This window comes from Aeromonas hydrophila subsp. hydrophila ATCC 7966 (assembly GCF_000014805.1).
Taxonomy (GTDB): Bacteria; Pseudomonadota; Gammaproteobacteria; order Enterobacterales; family Aeromonadaceae; genus Aeromonas; species Aeromonas hydrophila.
The window spans coordinates 1,256,269-1,275,457 of the sequence record NC_008570.1; the positions used below are offsets into that span (position 1 = coordinate 1,256,269).

Genomic DNA, 19,189 nt, shown 5'->3' on the forward strand with positions numbered 1-19,189 from the left:
GCAATGAAAAGCGCCTTGCCAATTGGCAAGGCGTTTTTGTTTGGTTCACCGTCGGGCTCAGTCCTTGAAATCCCAGGAGAGGTTGGCGACCAGCCGGCAGGGATCGCACTTGAAGTCGAAGATCTCGTGCAAGGGTTCGGCCAGCGCCCACTCGCCGCCGCAGCTCGGACAGGGACGGGCTTTCTCCTCGGCCGCACTCCGGCCGCCCACCCGGTAGAGGTAGTAGTAGGTGGGGATGCCGGTCAGGGCTTCCAGCCGCTTGCCAAGATCGCTGCCACGGCGCTGGAGCCGGCTGCCCACTTCACCGATTTCATGCAGCGCCGCATGCTCGGCGATGGAGCCGTTCATCTGCAGCTGATCGCACGCCTCCCAATCCTCCTGCCACTTGATGATCTGCTTGTGATCGCCGTTGGCGACGGCCGGCAGCCGATAGAGCGGGATGGGGGCGAAGTGGTCACCGCAGCGCAGCGGCGAGCAGGTGTGCAGGAAGCTGGTGTAGAGCAGCATCCAGCTGGGGCGCTCACCATCATGACCGCAAGGGTCGGTGCTGTCGGAGAGCAAATCCGCCCCCTGCAACTGGAGTTTGGGGGCGAGCAGGCCGGCTTGATTGAGCTGCTGCTCGGCCAGCTTGACCTGCTCGCTCTGGTTGTCCGGGTGCAGGCTGTCCTGCTCCGGGCAGACCACCCGGCTGACGAAATAGCCCTCGTGCATGCTGGTGGGGAACTCCCGGCCGAGGATCTGGCCCTGATAGCGCAGCATGTCGAGGTAATTGACGATGGCCCGCTCGGCCTCGACTAGCGAGGTGTCGCGATAGCACTCAAAGCAGAGTTCAAGGATGTACATGGCTTACTGCTTCCCCTGCTGGAGCAGCAGCTCGGTCAGCCGATCCACCTTCTGTTCGAGCCGCTCGAGCCGTTCAGCAAGCTGCAGCAGGGTGGGCTCGGCGGCGGGAGCGGGGGTCATTTGCGCTGTGCTTCCGGCTTCCGAAGCGCTGGCGGGCTGCTGCTTCCACTGGCTAAGCACTTTGAGCAGCTCGGCCATGGGAACGGGCTGGCTGAGGCGGGCCTTGACCATGGCGGTGGAGGGGGTGATCCCCTTGGCGGCCAGTTCATTGGCGATGCGGATGATCTCTTGGGCTGACATGGGACTCCTGCGCAGGATGAAAAGTGGTTCGGGCTGGACGGGCAGAGAGCTTAACCAAAGCGCGGGGCGCTGAACAGCGGGGCAAGGGTCAGTCGGGCCGGCGCAGCAGCACGTCCAGTTCGTCGATGGCTTCCGACCAGTCCGCATCGTTCCACAGGGCATCGCGCAGAAAGTCGGCCTGGGCGCGGTTCCAGAAGGGGGCTTCCGGCAGCAGGGTCTGGTTGTCCAAGCGGTGCTCGTGAATGAAGCGGTGCAGGCTCAGCTCGTCGTTGGCCAGCCCCAGCTGGGCAAACAGGGCGGCCAGATCGTGGGTCAGGAATTCCATCTCATCTCTCCCAAGAGGCATTCCTGAATATTATAGGCCCGCCCCGTGGCGGCAGATTTACAGGGTGGGCACCCGGTGGGGTGGCAGCTCGACACCGACCACCTGCAGCCCCTGCATGCGCAGTTGCCCCAGATAGTGGCTCTCGCCATCGCTGGAGAATTCAAACTCGTAATAGGTGAGCAGCCGCAGCGGCTGGTGGGCCAGCGCACGGTGGCTACGGGCCAGCGACAGCAGTTGCAGGTCGTGATGCTGGCAGTAGCGGCGCATGTATTGCCAGGCGAGCTCGGCCTGACGCCGCTGGTGCCAGAAGGCACCGGCACCGAGGATAAGCAGCAAGATTGCGAACATTTCACCCATCGCGGGCTCCTTCCGGGGTGTGATCCGTGGCGACAGGCGACCCGTCATGGTGGCGGGTCGCCGACATCATCAGGCCGAGGCGAACAGGCGACCGATGGCCTGGCCCAGGGCGTCGCTGCGCTCGGGGTCGCGCAGCCTGGCCAGCATATCATTGCGCAGGGCCGGCAGGGTCACCAGCTCGGCAAATACCTGATTGAAGAACTGGGTCGGCTGCAGGGCCAGCTGTTCCAGGAACAGGCTGAGCAGGCCGGCATCCTTCAGATCGGGCCAGAGCCGGCCGGCGATGGCCAGCAGCAGGGCCGGGCTTGGCTGGGTTTGCAGCAGGGTCAGCAGCTTGTTGGTGCGCATGCTGCTGCCATTGCAGGAGGCCAGTGCCCGGCACAGGTAGGCCAGGGTCTCGGCATTGGGCTCGGCACACTCCTGCTCCTTGCCGATGCGCTCGAACAGGGCGCCCTGCACGGCCGGCGGCAACGGGGCGTTTTCCAGGCTCTGACAAAGGGCGTAGAGCGGCTCTTGCGGCAGTTTTGGCAGCGCCTTGCACACCAGCGCCAGGTTGCGTTCATCCTGCAGCCGCTCAGCGAGATCGGCAAAACCCTGTACGCCAAGGGTCTGCCATCCCTCTGGCGTCGGGGCCGCCAGATAGTGGCAGAGCCCCTCGAAGTAGGTCGAGGGGGCCTGCTCCAGCTGACGGGCCAGTTTGGCGTGCAGGCTGGCCATCTTGGCCTCGGCCGGGCGGAAGGTGTAGGGGTTCTCCGCCAGACGCTGGGCCTTCTCTTCGTCGAGATCGCCGGTCAGCTTGTAGCCCAGGGTTTCCACCACCTGATCCATGAAGTGTTTGGGGCCGCTGGCGATGAGCAGACCGCGCTCGTCGAGGGCAAACTTGAGAAACCACAGGTAGTGACGGGATTCGGCCGGCTGGAAGAAGTGGACGCCTAGCCAGGCGTGCTGCTGCAGGGGCCAGGGGTAGGGCTCCTGCTGCTGCTCGATGCGCTCGAAGGTGTCGCTCGCCAGTGGTCGCACCTGGCGGCCCATGTCGAACAGTTGAAACTGGGTGTCGGCCTGAGTCAAGAATTCGGTCAGCGTATTGATGGTGGACATGAGGTGATCCGGCTAAGGGTGATGCGGGCCGATTATAAGGAGGTTGCACAAGATAGCCAGTGGGGGAGCGCCGCCCGGCATCTGGCCCGGTACGCCTAGAGCGGGAGCCGCCATGGTTCTTCGCCCGTGTTGTCGGCCGCAAGGGGCATGGCAGAGGATAGGGGGGAGGGTGTATAGTAACGCCCTTTTTTGCAAAGTTCGGCCTGCCGCCAGCGACACAGGATTGGCGGCGGACGGTGTGTGGTGATGAGGAAGAGAACGCAATGAATCAATATCTGCTGGTAGCCGGCCTGTTGGGTGAACTGACCGCCGAGCTGCAACGTCTGGAACGCTGGCAAGCGGCCCATCCGGGTGAAGAGGCCCTGGCCAGCGAGCTGCCATTTTGCGTCGATACCCTGAGCTTCGATCAGTGGCTGCAGTTCGTGCTGATCCCGCGTATGGAGCAGCTGGTGCTGCTGCAGGCGCCGCTGCCCAGCAGCGTCTCCCTCTATCCCATGGCCAGCGAAGTCTACAAGGAGGAGCTGGCCGAGGTTGAAGCCCTGCTGCGCCTGATCGCCCGCTTCGATCTGCTGCTCTCCGGCAAAGTGGTTGAGCAATGATGCGTGAGCAGGCACAAGAACAGAACGCCTTGCAACTGACCCTGCTTTATCAGGATGACTGGCTGGTGGCGGTCAACAAGCCCTCCGGCCTGCTGGTGCACCGCAGCTGGCTCGACAAGGCCGAGACCCGTTTCGCCATGCAGATGACCCGGGATCTTATCGGCGGTCGCCACGTCTACCCGGTACACCGGCTCGACCGGCCCACCTCGGGGGTGCTGCTGTTTGCCCTCGATCCCGCCGTGGCCCGTACCCTGACCGAAGCCTTTGCCGCCCGTCAGGTGCACAAGGAGTATCTGGCGCTAGTGCGTGGCTGGGCCCCCGAGCAGGGGCTCATCGACTATCCGCTCAAAGAGCAATTGGACAAGATCGCCGATGCCATGAGCGACCCGGATCGTCCGGCCCAGGAGGCGGTGACCGCGTTTCGTCGCCTGCATCAGGTCGAGCTGCCCCATGCGGTCTCCAAGAAACACCCCACCAGCCGCTACAGCCTGGTTCGGCTGTTCCCCAAAACCGGTCGCAAGCATCAGCTGCGCCGCCATATGGATCATTTGTTTCACCCCATCGTCGGTGACACCACCCACGGCGATGGCCGCCATAACCGCTTCTTTCGCGAGCATTATGGTTGCGATCGCCTGCTGCTGGTGGCTCGCACCCTCAGCTTTGAGCACCCGGTGTTGAAGGTGCCGATGCGGATCCAGGCGCCGCTGGGACAGGAAGTACTGCAGCTGTTTGCCGAGCTGGGCTGGCCTGCTAGCGAGAGCGACTACTGAGCCTGACGAGCGCGGGGTGTTGCCCAAGCTGTTGCTGTGGCATGCTGGGCATCCATGTTGGTCAAAGGGGTCCGTGATGGCGCAGATAGACATAGTGGTGGGTACCGTATATGGCGCGGCCATGCTGGTGGCCGAGACGCTGGCGGCACAGCTGGAGCAGGCGGGGCACGGCTGCCAGGTGTTCGAGGAAGCCGAGCTGGCAGATCTGGATGCGAGTCGATTCTTGCTGGTCATCACTGCTACCACGGGGCAGGGTGATATTCCGCCCAATCTGCAGCCACTGGCCACCGCCCTGGCTGACCGGGCCCCCTACATGAAAGGGTGGCGTTATGCACTGATCGCCATGGGGGACAGCAGCTACGAGCATTTCTGCGGTGCCGGCCGTCATCTCGATGCGCTGTTGCAGGAGCTCGGTGCCAGTCCTCTGCTGCCCCGGCTGGAGATAGATGCCACCGTCGATGATGAGCCGGAAAAGGCAGCGCTGGCCTGGCTCAATGGCTGGCTAAATAAACTGTAGCGATCGTCCGTTTTTATCCTTTATTCATCCCCGCTCAGCCCGTCTGGCGGGGATGTTTATTTTGCGATAATCAGCAGTCTCAACTGACCATATTTGCCCGATATTTATCCGGTTATTTTCCACGTCATCCCCGCTTTGCTCAGCGATTTATTTCGGGGGAAGCCGACATGCCTCAAATTTAAAAGTTCCCCATTGAAAGCGATTTCAGTCATGTTTTTGTCATCAATTTGAATATTTATAACTTATTCATCGAAGCGAATTAATGGTTGGTAGCGGTTTCATGATGGATCTTTTCGCTTTTACTCCCATGTTGATGGTGAGTTATTGCATGGTTCGGTTGATTATCATCGTACAAAACCCTCCACGGCCAATGCTGGGCGATTTGTCGCCATTTTGTGAATCAGCTCATGTTTGTCCCGAAATTGGCTACCTATAATCGGCCTCGGTTATCACCTAAACGTTTTTATGGTGATAAGAACTTGGATATTCAGGATCACACTCCTCTCAGCGGGAATAAGGAAAATGAAAATGAAAGCAAAGTGGCTCCCGATCGCTGCAGCAGTAACCGCAGCCCTGGCTTCCCAAGCCGCCTTCGCCGTTGATTTCCACGGCTACTTCCGTTCAGGTGTCGGCGTTTCCGGTGACGGCGACATGGTGAAATACAACGTGAACAAGGTTGGTCGTCTGGGTAACGAAAATGATACCTACGGCGAAGTTCAGCTGGGTCAGGAAGTATTCAACAAGGACGGCAAGACTTTCTACGTTGACTCCATGTTTGCCATGGCTTCCAACGGTTCAAACGACTGGGAAGGTACCGGTACCGTTTGTAACTTTGATGCCAAACAGTGCAGCGGCGACTCCGATTTCGCGCTGCGCCAGTTCAACGTGCAAGCCAAGGGCCTGCTGGGCTTCGCGCCGGAAGCTACCCTGTGGGCTGGTAAGCGTTACTACCAACGTCACGACATCCACATCTCTGACTTCTACTACTGGAACATCTCCGGTGCCGGTGCCGGTATCGAAGGGATCCAGGCCGGTCCTGGCAAGATCTCCTTCGCCTGGATTCGCAATGACCGCAGCGCAAAAGACGTATTCGGTGAGTACACCAACACCGGTACCAGCGCAGCTCCGAACTATGTGAAGAACGAAGATCTGAACGTCAACACGCTGGACCTGCGTTATGCCGGTATCCCGCTGTGGAGCGAAGCCTCTCTGGAAGTCGGCGCCATGTATGCTCTGGTCAATGAGACCGAAGCGCAGAAACCGCTGAAAAACAACAACATGAAAGACGGCGTCATGCTGACTGCCGAACTGACCCAAGGCATCCTGGGTGGCTTCAACAAGACCGTTCTGCAGTACGGTACTGAAGGTTACTCCAAGACCATGGCCTTCTACGGTGACGGTTCCTGGTACGGTGCCGAAGCCAAAGACGGTGCTGACGGTTTCCGTATCATCAACTGGGGTGTTGTCCCGATGGGCAACAACTTCGAGATGGGTCACCAACTGGTCTACGGTGTAGGCAACGAGATGTGGGATGGCAACGACAAGTTTGAAACCATGTCTGCCGTTGTTCGCCCGATGTACAAGTGGGATGACTTCAACAAGACCATCTTCGAAGGCGGTTACTTCAAGGACAAGAACAAGTCCACCAACGGTACTACCGAAGATGATTCCGGTTACAAGCTGACCCTGGCTCAAGCCTGGTCTGCCGGCTCCAGTTTCTGGGCCCGTCCTGAAATCCGTGTGTTCGCCTCCTACCTGGCCAACGACGAAGACAAGAAAGTCTTCGAAAGCGGTACCTCCAAAGACACCTACCAAGTTGGTGTTCAAGCGGAAGCTTGGTGGTAAGCAGCTGTTTAAGTTAAGTTAGTCACTGCCCCCGTATGGGGGCAGTTTTGTTTCGCCGGGTAACGGCAACCGGGTTATGGAGATAAGAAGAATGAAACTGGTAAAGATGTCTATCGCAGCCGTGGTTACTGCGCTGTTGGCCGGTTGTTCCGGTAGCATGTTGGTCCCCGTGCAGGATCATGCATCCATCCTGAGTAATGCCGATCAGGCCAAGCAGGCGCTCTCGCAGGCGACCAGCTGCTGCACCGCTTTCAGTGATTTCAATTATGTGGCGTTGCCGGAGGGCGACACTCTGCTGGCCCTCGACAGCAAGCAACCCAGTTTTCAGTTTGACGAGGGGATGAGCTATTTCGCCGCTTATCGCCTGCCGGCCAATACCGGCAATCTGGCCATCAGCATCGCATCCCAGGTGAGCAAGACGGTGCTGATCCCACAGGTCATCATGCTGGATGCCCAGTTCAAGGTGACGCGCGTGCTGGGTGAATCGGTATTCAGCTATCAGCCGGCCCATCTGCTCGATAACGACAGGATTGAGGGCAAGTTGTTCGTCGACCGCAGCATGCCGGGCAATCCGGCGGCCGAGACCTATATGATTGTCTATGCCCCGGCCGACAAGCTGGCAGGCAGCACCACCATACTGCACCCCTCCAAGGCGTTTGCCAGAGCCAACGGGACGGTTGAACCGGATATCAAAGACCCCGTGATCCCGCACTCCCCATGGGGTCTGGTACAGATCAAGGTGGCCGACATGGCAAAAGGGCAGGGACTGGAAGCGGTCTTCAAGCCTGAATATGCCGACAAGGTAGCAATGAGCAAGGCTGCACCGGCGGCGACGGCCGTTGCGGCAGGCACTGTGGCGACCGCTGCGGTAGCCGCGCCTGCCAAGCCTGCGCCCGCCATGCTGAGCGAAACCGAGGCCTTCTATCAATCCCAGATCGAAAAAGCGGTGAAAGCCGGTGATATCGACAAGGCGATGCAACTGGTCAGCGAGGCGGAGCGGGCCGGTTCGACCAAGGCTAAATCGATCTTTATTGATGCGGTGAAGCGCTCCCAAAAGGGCTGAATATTGCCCGGTCTTTAAAATATAATATTTATTTGAGGCCTCCCTTGTTGGAGGCCTTTTTAATCGGTAGACTAAAATAGAAAAACAGCAAATGGTTACATTAAGTTACAATGCGTTTCGTTGGGTATTAATTTGATTGGCTAAAATACAATGCGAAACAGCACTTTTCATATTTATGGCTTAGCATGAAGATGCCGAAATATATCTGTAATTAGCCGAAAATTCCCGCCGAAATTATCTTGTGATCTCCCCTCCAAATTTTTTATTCGCTTACCCCTGATGGAAGATATTTGCGATCTGCTGGGTTATATTCAGCTGGTCAAAATAAACAAACCCGCGTCGAATTCATGCCGATGAGAGATGATGTTGATGATCGTCTATAAATTGGACTGAAGCGTCTACGGTAAGACATTCCATTCAGGAGCGCACACATGTTAAAAAATGCTTTCTCTAATCTGCAAAAGGTCGGTAAGGCGCTGATGCTGCCAGTATCGGTCTTGCCCGTTGCAGGTATTCTGCTGGGGGTGGGTGCTGCCCACTTCAGCTGGTTGCCGGAAATTGTCTCCCAATTGATGGAGCAGGCCGGTGGTTCCGTATTTGGTCAGATGGCCCTGCTGTTCGCAGTGGGTGTGGCCCTCGGCTTTACCAATAACGACGGCGTATCCGGTCTGTCAGCCATCGTCGGCTACGGCATCATGGTCGCTACCCTGAAGGTCATGGCGCCCGTGATGGGCGTTGAGACCATCGAAACCGGCGTCCTGGGCGGTATCCTCGCCGGTGGCGTGGCCGCATGGGCGTTCAACCGCTTCTACAAGATCCAGTTGCCCGAGTATCTGGGCTTCTTCGCCGGCAAACGTGCCGTGCCCATCATCACCGGTTTCGTCTCCATCGGCCTGGGCGTGATCCTGTCCGTCATTTGGCCGCCGGTGGGCGCTGCCATCGGTGCCTTCTCCGACTGGGCTGCCAACCAGAACCCGGTACTGGCCTTCGGTATCTACGGCGTGGTTGAGCGCTCCCTGATCCCGTTCGGTCTGCACCACATCTGGAACGTACCTTTCTTCTATCAGGCTGGTACCTGTGTCAACGCTGCCGGTGAAACCGTACACGGCATCATGACCTGCTTCCTGACTGCTGACGACGCTTCCCGTGCTGCCGGCAACGGCTTCGGTCAGCTGGCCGGTGGCTACCTGTTCAAGATGTTCGGTCTGCCTGCTGCCGCGTTTGCCATCGCGCACTCCGCCAAGCCGGAAAACCGCGCCAAGATCGTAGGTATCATGGCCTCTGCCGCCCTGACCTCTTTCCTGACCGGTATCACCGAGCCGATCGAATTCTCCTTCCTGTTCATCGCGCCGGTACTGTACGCCATCCACGCCGTGCTGGCTGGTCTGGCCTACGTGCTGACCAACTCTCTGGGCGTGGTACACGGTCACACCTTCTCCAACGGCTTCATCGACTTCGTGGTGCAATCCCCGCGTGCCGATCACATGCTGCTGCTGGTGGGTCTGGGTCTGGTCTATGCCGTCATCTACTACGTGGTCTTCACCGTGGTCATCCGTGCCATGAACCTGAAAACCCCGGGTCGTGAAGACGAAGCGGCCGAAGAGAGCGTTGGTCAGAGCAAGGACGAGATGTCTGCTGCCCTGGTCTCTGCCTTCGGTGGTAAAGATAACATCGCTTCGCTGGACGCCTGCATCACCCGTCTGCGGGTCGGTGTGAAAGACGTGGCCAAGGTTGACCAGGCTGGTCTGAAGAAACTGGGCGCTGCCGGTGTGGTAGTGGCAGGTTCCGGCGTACAAGCCATCTTCGGTACCAAGTCCGACAACCTGAAAACCGACATGGACATCTGGATGAAGAGCAACTAATCCTGTTGCCTGGATCCCAGAGTTGTTGAAAAGGGAGGCACAAGCCTCCCTTTTTGCTGGGCGTCATAGGGCAGCCGGATGCGGTGGTGCATATTTCGACCGGCGCGGTATCAATGTTGCCATCGCTTTTGAGCTCAAAGAAAAAGGCGCCCATGGGCGCCTTTGCTGCATCAGACCGGTTTAGAGCTTTTCCAGATCCCGCTCGATTTCGCTGATCTTGTTCTGCACCACTTTTTCCAGGTGGCGCAGGTCGCGCAAGATCTTCTGCTTGATGTCTGGGTCGGCCTGCACGTGCACGCCCTGGGTCAGGTTGTCGAGCTCATCCACCACGTACTTGAGATTGGCGTTGATCTCGGTGACATCCTTGTACTCGTGGGTGCCCGAATCGACCAGCATGGTCTTGCGCTGGCGCGGATATTTGAACTTGACGCTCTTGGCGAAAAACTCGCCCTTCTGTTTCTTGAAGTAGATCTTGAGGATGTCGTGATTGGCTTCCTGGCGCAGGGTATAGCTGTCCACTGAGGTGGGTTCCTGGATCCCCAGGCTCTTCAGATTCTCGTACATCGGGCTTCCTCGGTTTGAAACGATCCTGACCAATCTATCTTAACCGAGTCGGTGTGGCTTGCCTGTGACAGGGGCGCCAAAATCAAAAGGGCGCCATCAGGCGCCCTTTTAAATCACCGCAAAACCGCTTACTCGTCGATGGAGCGCAGCAGGGCGTTGATGCCGACCTTGGCGCGGGTCTTGGCATCTACCTTCTTAACGATGACGGCGGCGTACAGGCTGTACTTGCCGCACTTGGAGGGCAGGGAGCCGGAGACGACCACCGAGCCGGCCGGGACGCGGCCGTAGTGGATCTCGCCGGTTTCACGGTCATAGATGCGGGTGGACTGGCCGATGAAGACGCCCATGGAGATGACGGAGCCCTCTTCCACGATCACCCCTTCCACCACTTCGGAACGGGCACCGATGAAGCAGTTGTCTTCGATGATGGTCGGGTTGGCCTGCAGCGGCTCCAGTACGCCGCCGATGCCGACGCCGCCGGAGAGGTGCACGTTCTTGCCGATCTGGGCGCAGGAGCCCACGGTGGCCCAGGTGTCGACCATGGTGCCTTCATCGACGAAGGCGCCGATGTTGACGTAGGAGGGCATCAGCACGGTATTGGGGGCGATGAAGGAGCCTTTGCGGGCGGTGGCCGGCGGCACCACGCGCACACCGGCAGCCTTGAACTGCTCGGCGCTGTAGTCGGAGAACTTGAGGGGAACCTTGTCGTAGTACTGGGCGTCGTCACCCTTGATGATGCCGTTGTCATTGATGCGGAAGTAGAGCAGTACCGCCTTCTTCAACCACTGGTGTACCACCCACTCGCCGGCAATCTTCTCGGCAACGCGAGCCTTGCCGGAGTCCAGCAGGTCGATGGCTTGCAGGATGGCGGCCTTGGTGGCGGCATCGACGGAGCCGGGAGTGATGGAATCACGGCGCTCGAAGGCCGCTTCGATGATCTGTTGCAACTCGGTCATGACAGGTTTCCTTTAAAAAATTCCGTTTGTTGTATCACACTTTTCCAATTGTTTTTAAGGGCTCGGGCCGATTTCTTCACGGGAACGCCGATTTATTGTGCTGGCGTGGTCCAACCTTTTGTTCTGCTTGATAAATCAGGGGCTGACTCGGCGTCTTGTGAAGCCTTCACTGGCCCGGCCTGCCCTCATCATCGGCCGACTCTTGCGGGTTGAGCTGGTTGACCAGCCGCTCCTCCAGCGCATGCTGCTCGGCCTGGGTCAAGGGTTCGCCGGCCAGGGTGGTGAGGCTGAAAAAGTCCTCCACCCGCTCGCCGATGGTGGTGATCTTGGCGGCATGGAGCGACAGGCCGCACTGCTGGAACACGGCGCCAATGCGGGCCAGCAGCCCTGGGGTATCGAGCGCGGTCAGCTCCAGCAGGGTGTGGCGGGTCTCCCCTTTATGGGGCAGGAAGACCACCCGGGTCGGCACGCTGAACTGGCGGTGGCGCCGTGACAGGGGCTTGCTGCGCAGCACCAGCTTGCCCGGCTCCTGCAGCGCCTTCTCCAGCGCTTTCTTGATGGTGGCGGTGCGGTTGGGGCTGATGGGCTCGCCGTTGGGTTCGAGCACTACGAAGGTATCCAGCACGTAGTCGCTGCGCGAATTCATGATCTGGGCGTCGTGGATGTTGAGGTTTTTCTGATCCAGCGCCGAGGCCACGGTGGCAAACAGATTCGGGGTGTCACGACAATAGATGAACACCTCGCTGCCGCCGCGGGTCGGGTGCTTGCCGATGATCACCAGCGGCGCCGGGTTGTCGCCGTGTTCGATGATCTTGCGGCAGTGCCAGGCGATCTGCTCCGGCGTGTGGCGCAGGAAGTAGTCGGCCTTGAAGTCGCTCCAGAGCTGGTTGATGGCCGCCTCCGGCACGTCGCGCTGGGCCAGGATCTGTTTGGCCTGGCGCTGGTTTTCGCGGATCTTGAGGCGCATGTCGGGCGGGTTTTCCAGCCCCTGGCGCAGCGCCTTCTGGGTCGCGAAGTAGAGCTCGCGCAGCAGGGTGCCTTTCCAGTCGTTCCAGAGGGTGTCGTTGGTGGCGCAGATATCGGCCACGGTCAGGCAATACAGCAGGTCGAGGTGCTGCTCGTCGCGCACCTTCTGGGCAAAATCGGTGACCACCTCAGGGTCATAGATGTCGCGGCGCTGGGCGGTGACCGACATCAGCAGGTGATGGCGCACCAGCCAGGCGACCAGCCGGCTCTCGTAGCGATCCAGACCGTGCAGCTGGCAGAATTCCAGCGCATCGACGGCGCCGAGCTCTGAGTGGTCGCCACGCCGCCCCTTGGCGATGTCGTGGAACAGGGCGGCGATGCTGAGCAGCTCGGGTTTGCGCAGCCGGGTGAACACCTCGTGGCAGAGCGGATGGGTCTGACGGCTGGCCGGGTTGGGAAACTGATGGATGTTCTTGAGCAGCCGGTGGGTGTGCTCATCCACCGTGTAGGCATGGAACATGTCGAACTGCATCTGGCCGACGATGAGGTTCCACTGCGGCAGGTAGGCCGCCAGGATGCCGTACTTGTGCATCAGGGTGAGCGGCTGACCGATGCCGTTGGGGTGGCGCAGCAGCGCCATGAACAGGCGGCGGCAGTCGGGCAAGTCCTGTAGCCAGCAGTTGAGCTTGCGGCGCGCCTCGCGTAGCTGGCGCAGGGTGGCGGAGTGGATGCCGGCAATCTCCGGGTGCTGGGCTATCTGGTAGAAGAGGCGCAGGATGGCGGCGGGCTCGCGGCCGAACAGTTCGGAATCCACCGCATCGATGAGGCGGCCGCGCAGCTGGAACTCGTCGGAGAGACGGCGCACGTCCATGGCGGTGTTGCCGAGGATCGCCTCGTCAAACAGCTGCAGCAGCATCTCGTTGAGCTCGGAGACCCGCCGCACCGTCTGGTAGAAGCGCTTCATCATCTGCTCGACCGGGGCATTGCCTTCCCCCTCGAAGCCCAGCATCTGGGCCACGGTACGCTGGCGATCGAACAGCAGCCGGTTGTCGCCCTTGTTGATGGCCATGTGCAGGGCGAAGCGCACCTTCCACAGAAAATTCTGGCAATCGAGCAGCTCGCGATACTCGGCCCGGTTGAGAAAGCCGTGGCTGGTCATCTCGAACAGGGTGGTGGCGCCGAAGTGGCGACGGGCCACCCAGGCCAGGGTCTGGATGTCGCGCAGGCCGCCGGGATTGCTCTTGAGATCCGGCTCCAGCTTGTAGGCGGTGCCGAGAAACTGCTGGTGGCGCTGGGCCTGCTCTTCGCGTTTGGCCTTGAAGAACTGCTCGCTTGGCCAGAAGTGCTGGGGGCCGGTGGCTTCCTTGAGCTGCTGGAAGCCCGCCTCGCGGCCGGTGATGTAGCGCGCCTCGATGAGGTTGGTGGCGACCGTGATGTCGCCACGCCCCTGCTCGAGGCACTCGGCCACGTTGCGCACCGCCTGGCCCACCTCCAGCTTGAGATCCCACAGCAGGGTGATGAACTCACCGATGCGCAGCCCCAGCACCTCGTCCAGCTCGTCCCCTTCGTAGAGGATCAGCAGGTCGATGTCGGAGTGGGGGTGCAGTTCACCGCGGCCATAGCCGCCCACCGCGATCAGGGTGAGCTCCGTCTTGTCGAAGCCGAACTTTTGCCACAACCGGGTCAGCAGCTCGTCCATGTATTCGGAGCGGGTGGCCACCAGTTCGATGATGTTGTCACCGGCATCGAAGCGGGCGTGCAGCCAGCCGAGAAAACGGCTCAGGTACTCCTTGCAGTTCTCGCGGGTGAGCTGAGCGTCGGGTAACAGGTGGGGGGAAAGCAGGCTGGCATCCATGGCGTCTCACACTCTACTGTCGCACGCCTGTGCGCTGTTCTCGCACGGGTTCGCGGCTGATAAAAACAAAACCCCGGCGGGAGGCCGGGGTTTGATGTTAACCGTGTTTGATGAGACGGTCGATAGTGTCATCCGGGCGCAGGGTCAGCACCTCGCAGCCATCCTCGGTCACCAGCAGGGTGTGTTCCCACTGGGCGGAGTCGCCGCCATCCTTGGTGGTCACGGTCCAGCCATCCTTCGGATTGACCTTGCAGTGGTACTTCTTGCTGTTGACCATGGGCTCGATGGTGAAGCACATGCCCGGCTTGAGCTCCTGCTTGCCGCCGTTGCGATAGTGCAGGATCTGCGGCTCTTCATGGAACTCGGCCCCGATGCCGTGGCCACAGTAGTCGCGCACCACGGAGAAACCGGCCTTCTCTACGATGGGCTGGATCACGGCGCCGATCTCGGTGATGCACATGCCCGGACGCACCTGCTTGATGGCGGCGTAGAGGCTCTCCTGGGCGACCTTGCACAGCTGACGGCGCAGCGGGGTGGTCTCACCCACGATGAACATGGCCGAGGTATCGCCGTGGTAGCCATCTTTGATGACGGTGATGTCCAGGTTGATGATGTCCCCTTCCCGCAGTTTCTTGTGGTTCGGGATGCCGTGGCAGATCACATCGTTCACCGAGGTGCAGATGGACTTGGGGAAGCCGTGGTAGTTGAGCGGTGCAGGGATGGCCTGCTGCACGTCGACGATGTAGTCGTGGCAGAGGGTGTTCAGTTCGTCGGTGGTGACGCCCGCCTTGACGTGGGGGGCGATCATGACCAGCACATCGGCGGCCAGTTGGCCGGCAACGCGCATCTTTTCAATCTCTTCCGGTGTCTTGATTTTAATGGACATGGGATCTCTCTTGGGACCTGATCGCGCATCTATCGATGTCCGGCAATCAGGTAATGAAAAATAGATGCGTTTGCAATCAGGCCAAAATTTTATCCCCAACCCCCGTTTACTTCCAGTGTGATTGTCATCACAGCGTCAAATCAGCGCTTCAGCATGCTGCCCAGGGATCCATTTTTAGCGGTTCGGCTGGTGGTGTCCTGACCAAAGTTATGGTATAAAGCGCGCCGGAATGGGGAACTTGTGTCCTCATGCCATCACCCTTACTTAAACAACACACACACATCGACACATATGCCGGGGTGCCTTAACGGGTCGGTTACATGGGATGTGTGGAGGCCTAACCCCAATAGAGGTATAAAATGGCTAAAGTTTCTATGCGCGACATGCTGCAAGCCGGCGTTCACTTCGGTCACCAGACTCGTTACTGGAACCCGAAAATGAAATCCTACATCTTCGGTGCCCGCAGCAAGGTTCACATCATCAACCTGGAAAAAACCGTTCCGATGTTTGACGATGCCATGAACTTCATCAGCTCCGTAGCTGCCAAGAAGGGCAAGGTACTGTTCGTAGGTACCAAGCGTGCCGCGTCTGAAGCCGTAAAAGAAGCCGCTGAGCGTTGCGACCAGTTCTATGTTAACCACCGCTGGCTGGGCGGCATGCTGACCAACTGGAAAACCGTTCGTCAGTCCATCAAGCGCCTGAAAGATCTGGAAACCCAGAGCCAGGACGGTACCTTCGACAAGCTGACCAAGAAAGAGGCGCTGATGCGTACTCGCGAAATGGAAAAGCTGGAGAAGAGCCTGGGTGGTATCAAGAACATGGGCGGCCTGCCTGACGTTCTGTTCGTTGTCGATGCCGACCACGAGCACATCGCTATCAAAGAAGCCAACAACCTGGGTATCCCGGTAGTTTCCATCGTTGATACCAACTCCAACCCGGACGGCGTTGACTATGTCATCCCGGGTAACGACGACGCTATCCGTGCCGTTCAGCTGTACCTGAATGCTGCTGCTGACACCGTACTGGAAGCTCGCGCTCAGGACATCGTTGTTCAAGCCGAACAAGATGGCTTCGTTGAAGCTGAGTAATTGATAAGGACTGCAAAGCCCTTATTAACCAAGCTGATGTAATTGGTTAGCAGGGGCCCTTGTGGCCCCTGTTTCTTGTCAATTCAAGACCGAGGATACTGGACATGGCAAACATTTCTGCCGCCCTGGTAAAAGAACTGCGCGAGCGCACCGCCGCTGGCATGATGGATTGCAAAAAAGCACTGGAAGAAGCTGCTGGTGATATCGAGCTGGCAATCGAGAACATGCGCAAATCCGGTCAGGCCAAAGCCGCCAAGAAAGCTGGCCGTATCGCCGCTGAAGGTGTGATCTTCGCCCGTACCGAAGGCAACGTTGCCGTCATGATCGAGCTGAACTGCGAGACTGACTTCGTTTCCAAGGATGCTGGCTTCCTGGCCATGGGTCAGAAAATCGTTGAAATCGCCGCTACCCAGAAGATCGCTGACGTTGACGCGCTGAAAGCCGCCGACTTCGGCAACGGCGAGTCCGTTGAGCTGACCATCACCAACCTGATCGCCAAGATCGGTGAGAACATGAACCTGCGTCGCGTGATGCTGGTTGAAGGTGACAACCTGGGCACCTACGTTCACGGCTCCCGCATCGGTGTTATCACCAAGCTGGCCGGTGGTTCCGACGAGCTGGCCAAAGATCTGGCCATGCACGTTGCTGCCAACAGCCCGCAATTCGTCAAGCCGGAAGATGTGTCTGCCGAAGTCGTTGCCAAAGAGCGCGAAATCCAGATCGACATCGCCATCAACTCTGGCAAGCCGAAAGAGATCGCCGAGAAAATGGTTGAAGGCCGCATGAAGAAGTTCACCGGTGAGGTTTCCCTGACTGGTCAACCGTTCGTGAAAGATCCTTCCATGACCGTTGCCGAGCTGCTGAAGAAAGAAGGCGCTGACGTTGTTTCCTTCACCCGTTTCGAAGTGGGCGAAGGCATCGAGAAGCAAGAGACCGATTTCGCTGCGGAAGTTGCAGCCCAAATCGCGGCCGCTCAAAAGGCCTAATCGAACCGGTTTTTCCGTTTCCCCAGACCGCGACTTATGTCGCGGTCTTTATATGACCAGGAATCAGTGACATGAGTACCAATCCCAAGCCTGCATACAGACGTGTTCTTCTGAAGTTGAGTGGTGAAGCCCTGCAAGGATCCGAGGGTTTTGGCATTGATCCGGCAGTGCTGGATCGGATGGCCCAAGAGATCAAAGAACTGGTTGAGCTGGGTGTTCAGGTCGGTCTGGTCATCGGTGGCGGCAACCTGTTCCGTGGTGCCGGTCTTGCCAAGGCGGGCATGAACCGCGTGGTGGGCGACCACATGGGTATGCTGGCTACCGTGATGAACGGTCTGGCCATGCGTGATGCCCTGCATCGTGCTTATGTGAATGCCCGTCTGATGTCTGCCATCTCCCTGCAAGGCATCTGTGACTCCTATGTCTGGGCCGAAGCCATCAGCCAGCTGCGTGCCGGCAAGGTGGTGATCTTCTCCGCCGGTACCGGCAACCCCTTCTTCACTACCGATTCTGCGGCCTGTCTGCGCGGGATCGAGATCGAAGCTGACGTCGTGCTCAAGGCCACCAAGGTCGATGGTGTGTTCACCGACGATCCGGTCAAGAACCCGGATGCCGTGCTGTGCCATGAACTGAGTTATGATGAAGTTCTTGAAAAAGAACTCAAAGTAATGGATCTTGCTGCTTTTACTCTGGCCCGCGACCACGATCTGCCGATCCGGGTGTTCAACATGAACAAGCCGGGTGCGCTGCGTCGGGTGATCATGGGCGAGCCGGAAGGTACCCTGATCCATCACGTCAGCAAGTGAGACAAGCGTGAGCTTCGGCTCGTTTGTCCATGACGCCAGCCAATAAGATAGATACGGGCCGGTTGACGGCTCGTTCGCCAAAAGGAAAACCACTGTGATCAACGAGATTAAAAACGACGCCAAGGACCGCATGGCCAAGAGCGTAGAGTCGCTCAAGACCCAGATGTCCAAGATCCGTACCGGCCGTGCTCACCCGAGCCTGCTCGACGGTATCCAGGTGGAGTATTACGGTGCGGCCACTCCTCTGAAACAGTTGGCCAACGTGGTGGCTGAAGATGCCCGCACCCTCTCCATCTCCATCTTTGACCGCTCCATGATCCAGGCGGTGGAAAAGGCCATCCTGACCTCCGATCTGGGACTCAACCCGTCCAGCAACGGCCAGACTCTGCGCGTGCCGCTGCCGCCGCTGACCGAAGAGCGTCGTCGCGACCTGACCAAGATCGTGCGTGCCGAAGCGGAAGGTGCCCGGGTTGCCGTGCGCAATATCCGTCGCGATGCCAACGCCGACCTGAAAGCGCTGCTCAAAGACAAAGAGATCTCCGAAGACGACGACCGTCGTGCTCAGGAAGAGATCCAGAAGCTGACCGATTCCTTCATCAAGCTGGTAGACGAAGCACTGGCTCTGAAGGAAAAGGAGCTAATGGAAATCTAAGCCTCTGACAGGTATATTACGAGCGCCGTGTAGTGCCCCTGCACGGCGCTTTTGTCTTTGTGGGAGAAATGAATGTCGCTTTTGGCAGCCGTAGGTGATTGCGCCAATTCGTCCTTGCCTCGTCACGTCGCCATCATCATGGACGGCAACGGACGCTGGGCCCAGAACCGTGGCAAGATGCGGGTCTATGGCCACAAGGCAGGTGTGAAGTCTGTTCGTGAAGCAGTAACCTTTGCTGCGCGAGCCAAAATAGAAGCTCTGACCCTGTTTGCGTTTTCCAGCGAGAACTGGCGTCGCCCGGAAGGGGAGGTCAGTGCCCTGATGGAGCTGTTCATGACGGTGCTGGGCCGTGAGGTCAAGAAGCTGCACAGCAACGGCATCCGGCTCAAGGTGATCGGCGATACCGCCCGTTTCAGCGAGCGTCTGCAGGCCAAGATTGCCAAGGCGGAGGCGCTGACCGCCAACAATCAGGGGCTGACCCTCAATATCGCCGCCAATTACGGTGGTCAGTGGGACATCGCCCAGGCGGCCCGCAAGCTGGCCCGTGCCGTGGCGAGCGGGGAACTGGCTGCCGACCAGATAGATGAAGCCATGCTTGGCCGCGAGGTATGCATGGCCGACCTGCCGCCGGTGGATCTGCTGATCCGCACCGGGGGCGATCATCGCATCAGCAATTTTGTGTTATGGCAGCTCGCCTATGCCGAGCTCTATTTTACCCCGGTGCTGTGGCCCGATTTCAACGAGGCCGAGTTCAGCGAGGCCGTTGCCTCCTTCGTGGCCCGTGAGCGTCGTTTCGGCTGCACGGGTGAACAGATCCGGGAATTGATCGCCGAGCAACAGACCGGCTAACC

20 protein-coding genes are annotated in these 19,189 nt (G+C 59.1%); 11 read left to right on the forward strand and 9 right to left on the reverse strand.

Translation table 11 applies throughout. The features are described from left to right. Positions 1-57: 57 nt before the first annotated feature. The 5 genes from AHA_RS05845 to AHA_RS05865 all read right to left on the reverse strand — a co-directional run bounded on the left by AHA_RS05845 (position 58) and on the right by AHA_RS05865 (position 2,923). A complete protein-coding gene (locus AHA_RS05845) occupies positions 58-843 on the reverse strand; it encodes a Zn-ribbon-containing protein (RefSeq protein ID WP_011705081.1) in 786 nt (261 codons plus the stop codon). A 3-nt stretch (positions 844-846) separates the two neighbouring features. Further along, positions 847-1,143 (reverse strand): hypothetical protein, encoded by a 297-nt coding sequence (locus tag AHA_RS05850; RefSeq protein ID WP_077392327.1) that lies wholly within the window; start codon positions 1,141-1,143, stop codon positions 847-849. 88 nt (positions 1,144-1,231) lie between these two features. Further along, positions 1,232-1,468 (reverse strand): DUF2789 domain-containing protein, encoded by a 237-nt coding sequence (locus AHA_RS05855; RefSeq protein ID WP_011705082.1) that lies wholly within the window; start codon positions 1,466-1,468, stop codon positions 1,232-1,234. A gap of 57 nt (positions 1,469-1,525) precedes the next feature. Beyond that, the gene (locus AHA_RS05860) at positions 1,526-1,825 is read right to left on the reverse strand and encodes a DUF3301 domain-containing protein (RefSeq protein ID WP_011705083.1); all 300 of its coding nucleotides are present in this window, start codon (positions 1,823-1,825) and stop codon (positions 1,526-1,528) included. Between the two features lie 69 nt (positions 1,826-1,894). Beyond that, positions 1,895-2,923: a DUF3549 family protein gene (locus AHA_RS05865; RefSeq protein ID WP_011705084.1), complete on the reverse strand. Its 1,029-nt coding sequence runs from the start codon at positions 2,921-2,923 to the stop codon at positions 1,895-1,897. A gap of 263 nt (positions 2,924-3,186) precedes the next feature. Between AHA_RS05865 and AHA_RS05870 the strand changes: the two genes are divergently transcribed. The 6 genes from AHA_RS05870 (at position 3,187) to ptsG (ending at position 9,579) form a co-directional block, all read left to right on the forward strand. Beyond that, positions 3,187-3,522, forward strand: a complete 336-nt coding sequence (locus AHA_RS05870) for a YqcC family protein (protein WP_011705085.1) — start codon at positions 3,187-3,189, stop codon at positions 3,520-3,522. Then, positions 3,519-4,292, forward strand: a complete 774-nt coding sequence (truC, locus tag AHA_RS05875; protein WP_011705086.1) for a tRNA pseudouridine(65) synthase TruC — start codon at positions 3,519-3,521, stop codon at positions 4,290-4,292. The genes AHA_RS05870 and truC overlap by 4 nt, the downstream gene beginning before the upstream one ends. A gap of 76 nt (positions 4,293-4,368) precedes the next feature. Next, positions 4,369-4,809 carry a flavodoxin gene (locus AHA_RS05880; protein WP_011705087.1) on the forward strand — a complete coding sequence of 147 codons (441 nt, stop codon included), beginning with the start codon at positions 4,369-4,371 and terminating at the stop codon, positions 4,807-4,809. Between the two features lie 528 nt (positions 4,810-5,337). Then, on the forward strand, positions 5,338-6,654 hold the full coding sequence (locus AHA_RS05885) for a maltoporin (protein ID WP_041217213.1): 1,317 nt from the start codon (positions 5,338-5,340) through the stop codon (positions 6,652-6,654). A 91-nt stretch (positions 6,655-6,745) separates the two neighbouring features. After that, positions 6,746-7,717 carry a MalM family protein gene (locus tag AHA_RS05890; RefSeq protein WP_164927569.1) on the forward strand — a complete coding sequence of 324 codons (972 nt, stop codon included), beginning with the start codon at positions 6,746-6,748 and terminating at the stop codon, positions 7,715-7,717. 431 nt (positions 7,718-8,148) lie between these two features. Then, entirely contained in the window at positions 8,149-9,579 is a 1,431-nt protein-coding gene (gene ptsG / locus AHA_RS05895; RefSeq protein ID WP_011705090.1) for a PTS glucose transporter subunit IIBC, read from the forward strand. Between the two features lie 180 nt (positions 9,580-9,759). On the opposite strand, the gene AHA_RS05900 is transcribed toward ptsG, so the two are convergent. The 4 genes from AHA_RS05900 to map all read right to left on the reverse strand — a co-directional run bounded on the left by AHA_RS05900 (position 9,760) and on the right by map (position 14,806). Next, on the reverse strand, positions 9,760-10,143 hold the full coding sequence (locus AHA_RS05900) for a DUF3461 family protein (protein WP_011705091.1): 384 nt from the start codon (positions 10,141-10,143) through the stop codon (positions 9,760-9,762). Positions 10,144-10,271: 128 nt separating this feature from the next. After that, positions 10,272-11,099: a 2,3,4,5-tetrahydropyridine-2,6-dicarboxylate N-succinyltransferase gene (gene dapD, locus AHA_RS05905; protein ID WP_005303473.1), complete on the reverse strand. Its 828-nt coding sequence runs from the start codon at positions 11,097-11,099 to the stop codon at positions 10,272-10,274. Between the two features lie 166 nt (positions 11,100-11,265). Then, positions 11,266-13,920, reverse strand: a complete 2,655-nt coding sequence (glnD, locus tag AHA_RS05910) for a bifunctional uridylyltransferase/uridylyl-removing protein GlnD (RefSeq protein ID WP_011705092.1) — start codon at positions 13,918-13,920, stop codon at positions 11,266-11,268. A 97-nt stretch (positions 13,921-14,017) separates the two neighbouring features. Beyond that, positions 14,018-14,806, reverse strand: a complete 789-nt coding sequence (map, locus tag AHA_RS05915) for a type I methionyl aminopeptidase (protein ID WP_011705093.1) — start codon at positions 14,804-14,806, stop codon at positions 14,018-14,020. A gap of 359 nt (positions 14,807-15,165) precedes the next feature. On the opposite strand from map, the gene rpsB reads away from it, so the two are divergent. From rpsB to uppS, 5 genes are all read left to right on the forward strand, one after another. Next, positions 15,166-15,894, forward strand: a complete 729-nt coding sequence (gene rpsB, locus AHA_RS05920) for a 30S ribosomal protein S2 (protein WP_005303470.1) — start codon at positions 15,166-15,168, stop codon at positions 15,892-15,894. A gap of 104 nt (positions 15,895-15,998) precedes the next feature. After that, a complete protein-coding gene (gene tsf, locus AHA_RS05925; protein ID WP_011705094.1) occupies positions 15,999-16,880 on the forward strand; it encodes a translation elongation factor Ts in 882 nt (293 codons plus the stop codon). A 71-nt stretch (positions 16,881-16,951) separates the two neighbouring features. Then, positions 16,952-17,686 (forward strand): UMP kinase, encoded by a 735-nt coding sequence (gene pyrH / locus AHA_RS05930; protein WP_011705095.1) that lies wholly within the window; start codon positions 16,952-16,954, stop codon positions 17,684-17,686. Between the two features lie 94 nt (positions 17,687-17,780). Beyond that, on the forward strand, positions 17,781-18,338 hold the full coding sequence (gene frr, locus AHA_RS05935) for a ribosome recycling factor (RefSeq protein WP_011705096.1): 558 nt from the start codon (positions 17,781-17,783) through the stop codon (positions 18,336-18,338). Positions 18,339-18,410: 72 nt separating this feature from the next. Next, positions 18,411-19,187: a polyprenyl diphosphate synthase gene (gene uppS / locus AHA_RS05940; RefSeq protein ID WP_011705097.1), complete on the forward strand. Its 777-nt coding sequence runs from the start codon at positions 18,411-18,413 to the stop codon at positions 19,185-19,187. Positions 19,188-19,189 lie beyond the last annotated feature (2 nt).

What these genes read in the sequence shown, in the direction of transcription:
- AHA_RS05845 (WP_011705081.1), bottom strand. Translation starts at nt 843, where the DNA reads ATGTACATCCTTGAACTCTGCTTTGAGTGCTATCGCGACACCTCGCTA.
- AHA_RS05850 (WP_077392327.1), bottom strand. Translation starts at nt 1,143, where the DNA reads ATGTCAGCCCAAGAGATCATCCGCATCGCCAATGAACTGGCCGCCAAG.
- AHA_RS05855 (WP_011705082.1), bottom strand. Translation starts at nt 1,468, where the DNA reads ATGGAATTCCTGACCCACGATCTGGCCGCCCTGTTTGCCCAGCTGGGG.
- AHA_RS05860 (WP_011705083.1), bottom strand. Translation starts at nt 1,825, where the DNA reads ATGGGTGAAATGTTCGCAATCTTGCTGCTTATCCTCGGTGCCGGTGCC.
- AHA_RS05865 (WP_011705084.1), bottom strand. Translation starts at nt 2,923, where the DNA reads ATGTCCACCATCAATACGCTGACCGAATTCTTGACTCAGGCCGACACC.
- AHA_RS05870 (WP_011705085.1), top strand. Translation starts at nt 3,187, where the DNA reads ATGAATCAATATCTGCTGGTAGCCGGCCTGTTGGGTGAACTGACCGCC.
- truC (WP_011705086.1), top strand. Translation starts at nt 3,519, where the DNA reads ATGATGCGTGAGCAGGCACAAGAACAGAACGCCTTGCAACTGACCCTG.
- AHA_RS05880 (WP_011705087.1), top strand. Translation starts at nt 4,369, where the DNA reads ATGGCGCAGATAGACATAGTGGTGGGTACCGTATATGGCGCGGCCATG.
- AHA_RS05885 (WP_041217213.1), top strand. Translation starts at nt 5,338, where the DNA reads ATGAAAGCAAAGTGGCTCCCGATCGCTGCAGCAGTAACCGCAGCCCTG.
- AHA_RS05890 (WP_164927569.1), top strand. Translation starts at nt 6,746, where the DNA reads ATGAAACTGGTAAAGATGTCTATCGCAGCCGTGGTTACTGCGCTGTTG.
- ptsG (WP_011705090.1), top strand. Translation starts at nt 8,149, where the DNA reads ATGTTAAAAAATGCTTTCTCTAATCTGCAAAAGGTCGGTAAGGCGCTG.
- AHA_RS05900 (WP_011705091.1), bottom strand. Translation starts at nt 10,143, where the DNA reads ATGTACGAGAATCTGAAGAGCCTGGGGATCCAGGAACCCACCTCAGTG.
- dapD (WP_005303473.1), bottom strand. Translation starts at nt 11,099, where the DNA reads ATGACCGAGTTGCAACAGATCATCGAAGCGGCCTTCGAGCGCCGTGAT.
- glnD (WP_011705092.1), bottom strand. Translation starts at nt 13,920, where the DNA reads ATGGATGCCAGCCTGCTTTCCCCCCACCTGTTACCCGACGCTCAGCTC.
- map (WP_011705093.1), bottom strand. Translation starts at nt 14,806, where the DNA reads ATGTCCATTAAAATCAAGACACCGGAAGAGATTGAAAAGATGCGCGTT.
- rpsB (WP_005303470.1), top strand. Translation starts at nt 15,166, where the DNA reads ATGGCTAAAGTTTCTATGCGCGACATGCTGCAAGCCGGCGTTCACTTC.
- tsf (WP_011705094.1), top strand. Translation starts at nt 15,999, where the DNA reads ATGGCAAACATTTCTGCCGCCCTGGTAAAAGAACTGCGCGAGCGCACC.
- pyrH (WP_011705095.1), top strand. Translation starts at nt 16,952, where the DNA reads ATGAGTACCAATCCCAAGCCTGCATACAGACGTGTTCTTCTGAAGTTG.
- uppS (WP_011705097.1), top strand. Translation starts at nt 18,411, where the DNA reads ATGTCGCTTTTGGCAGCCGTAGGTGATTGCGCCAATTCGTCCTTGCCT.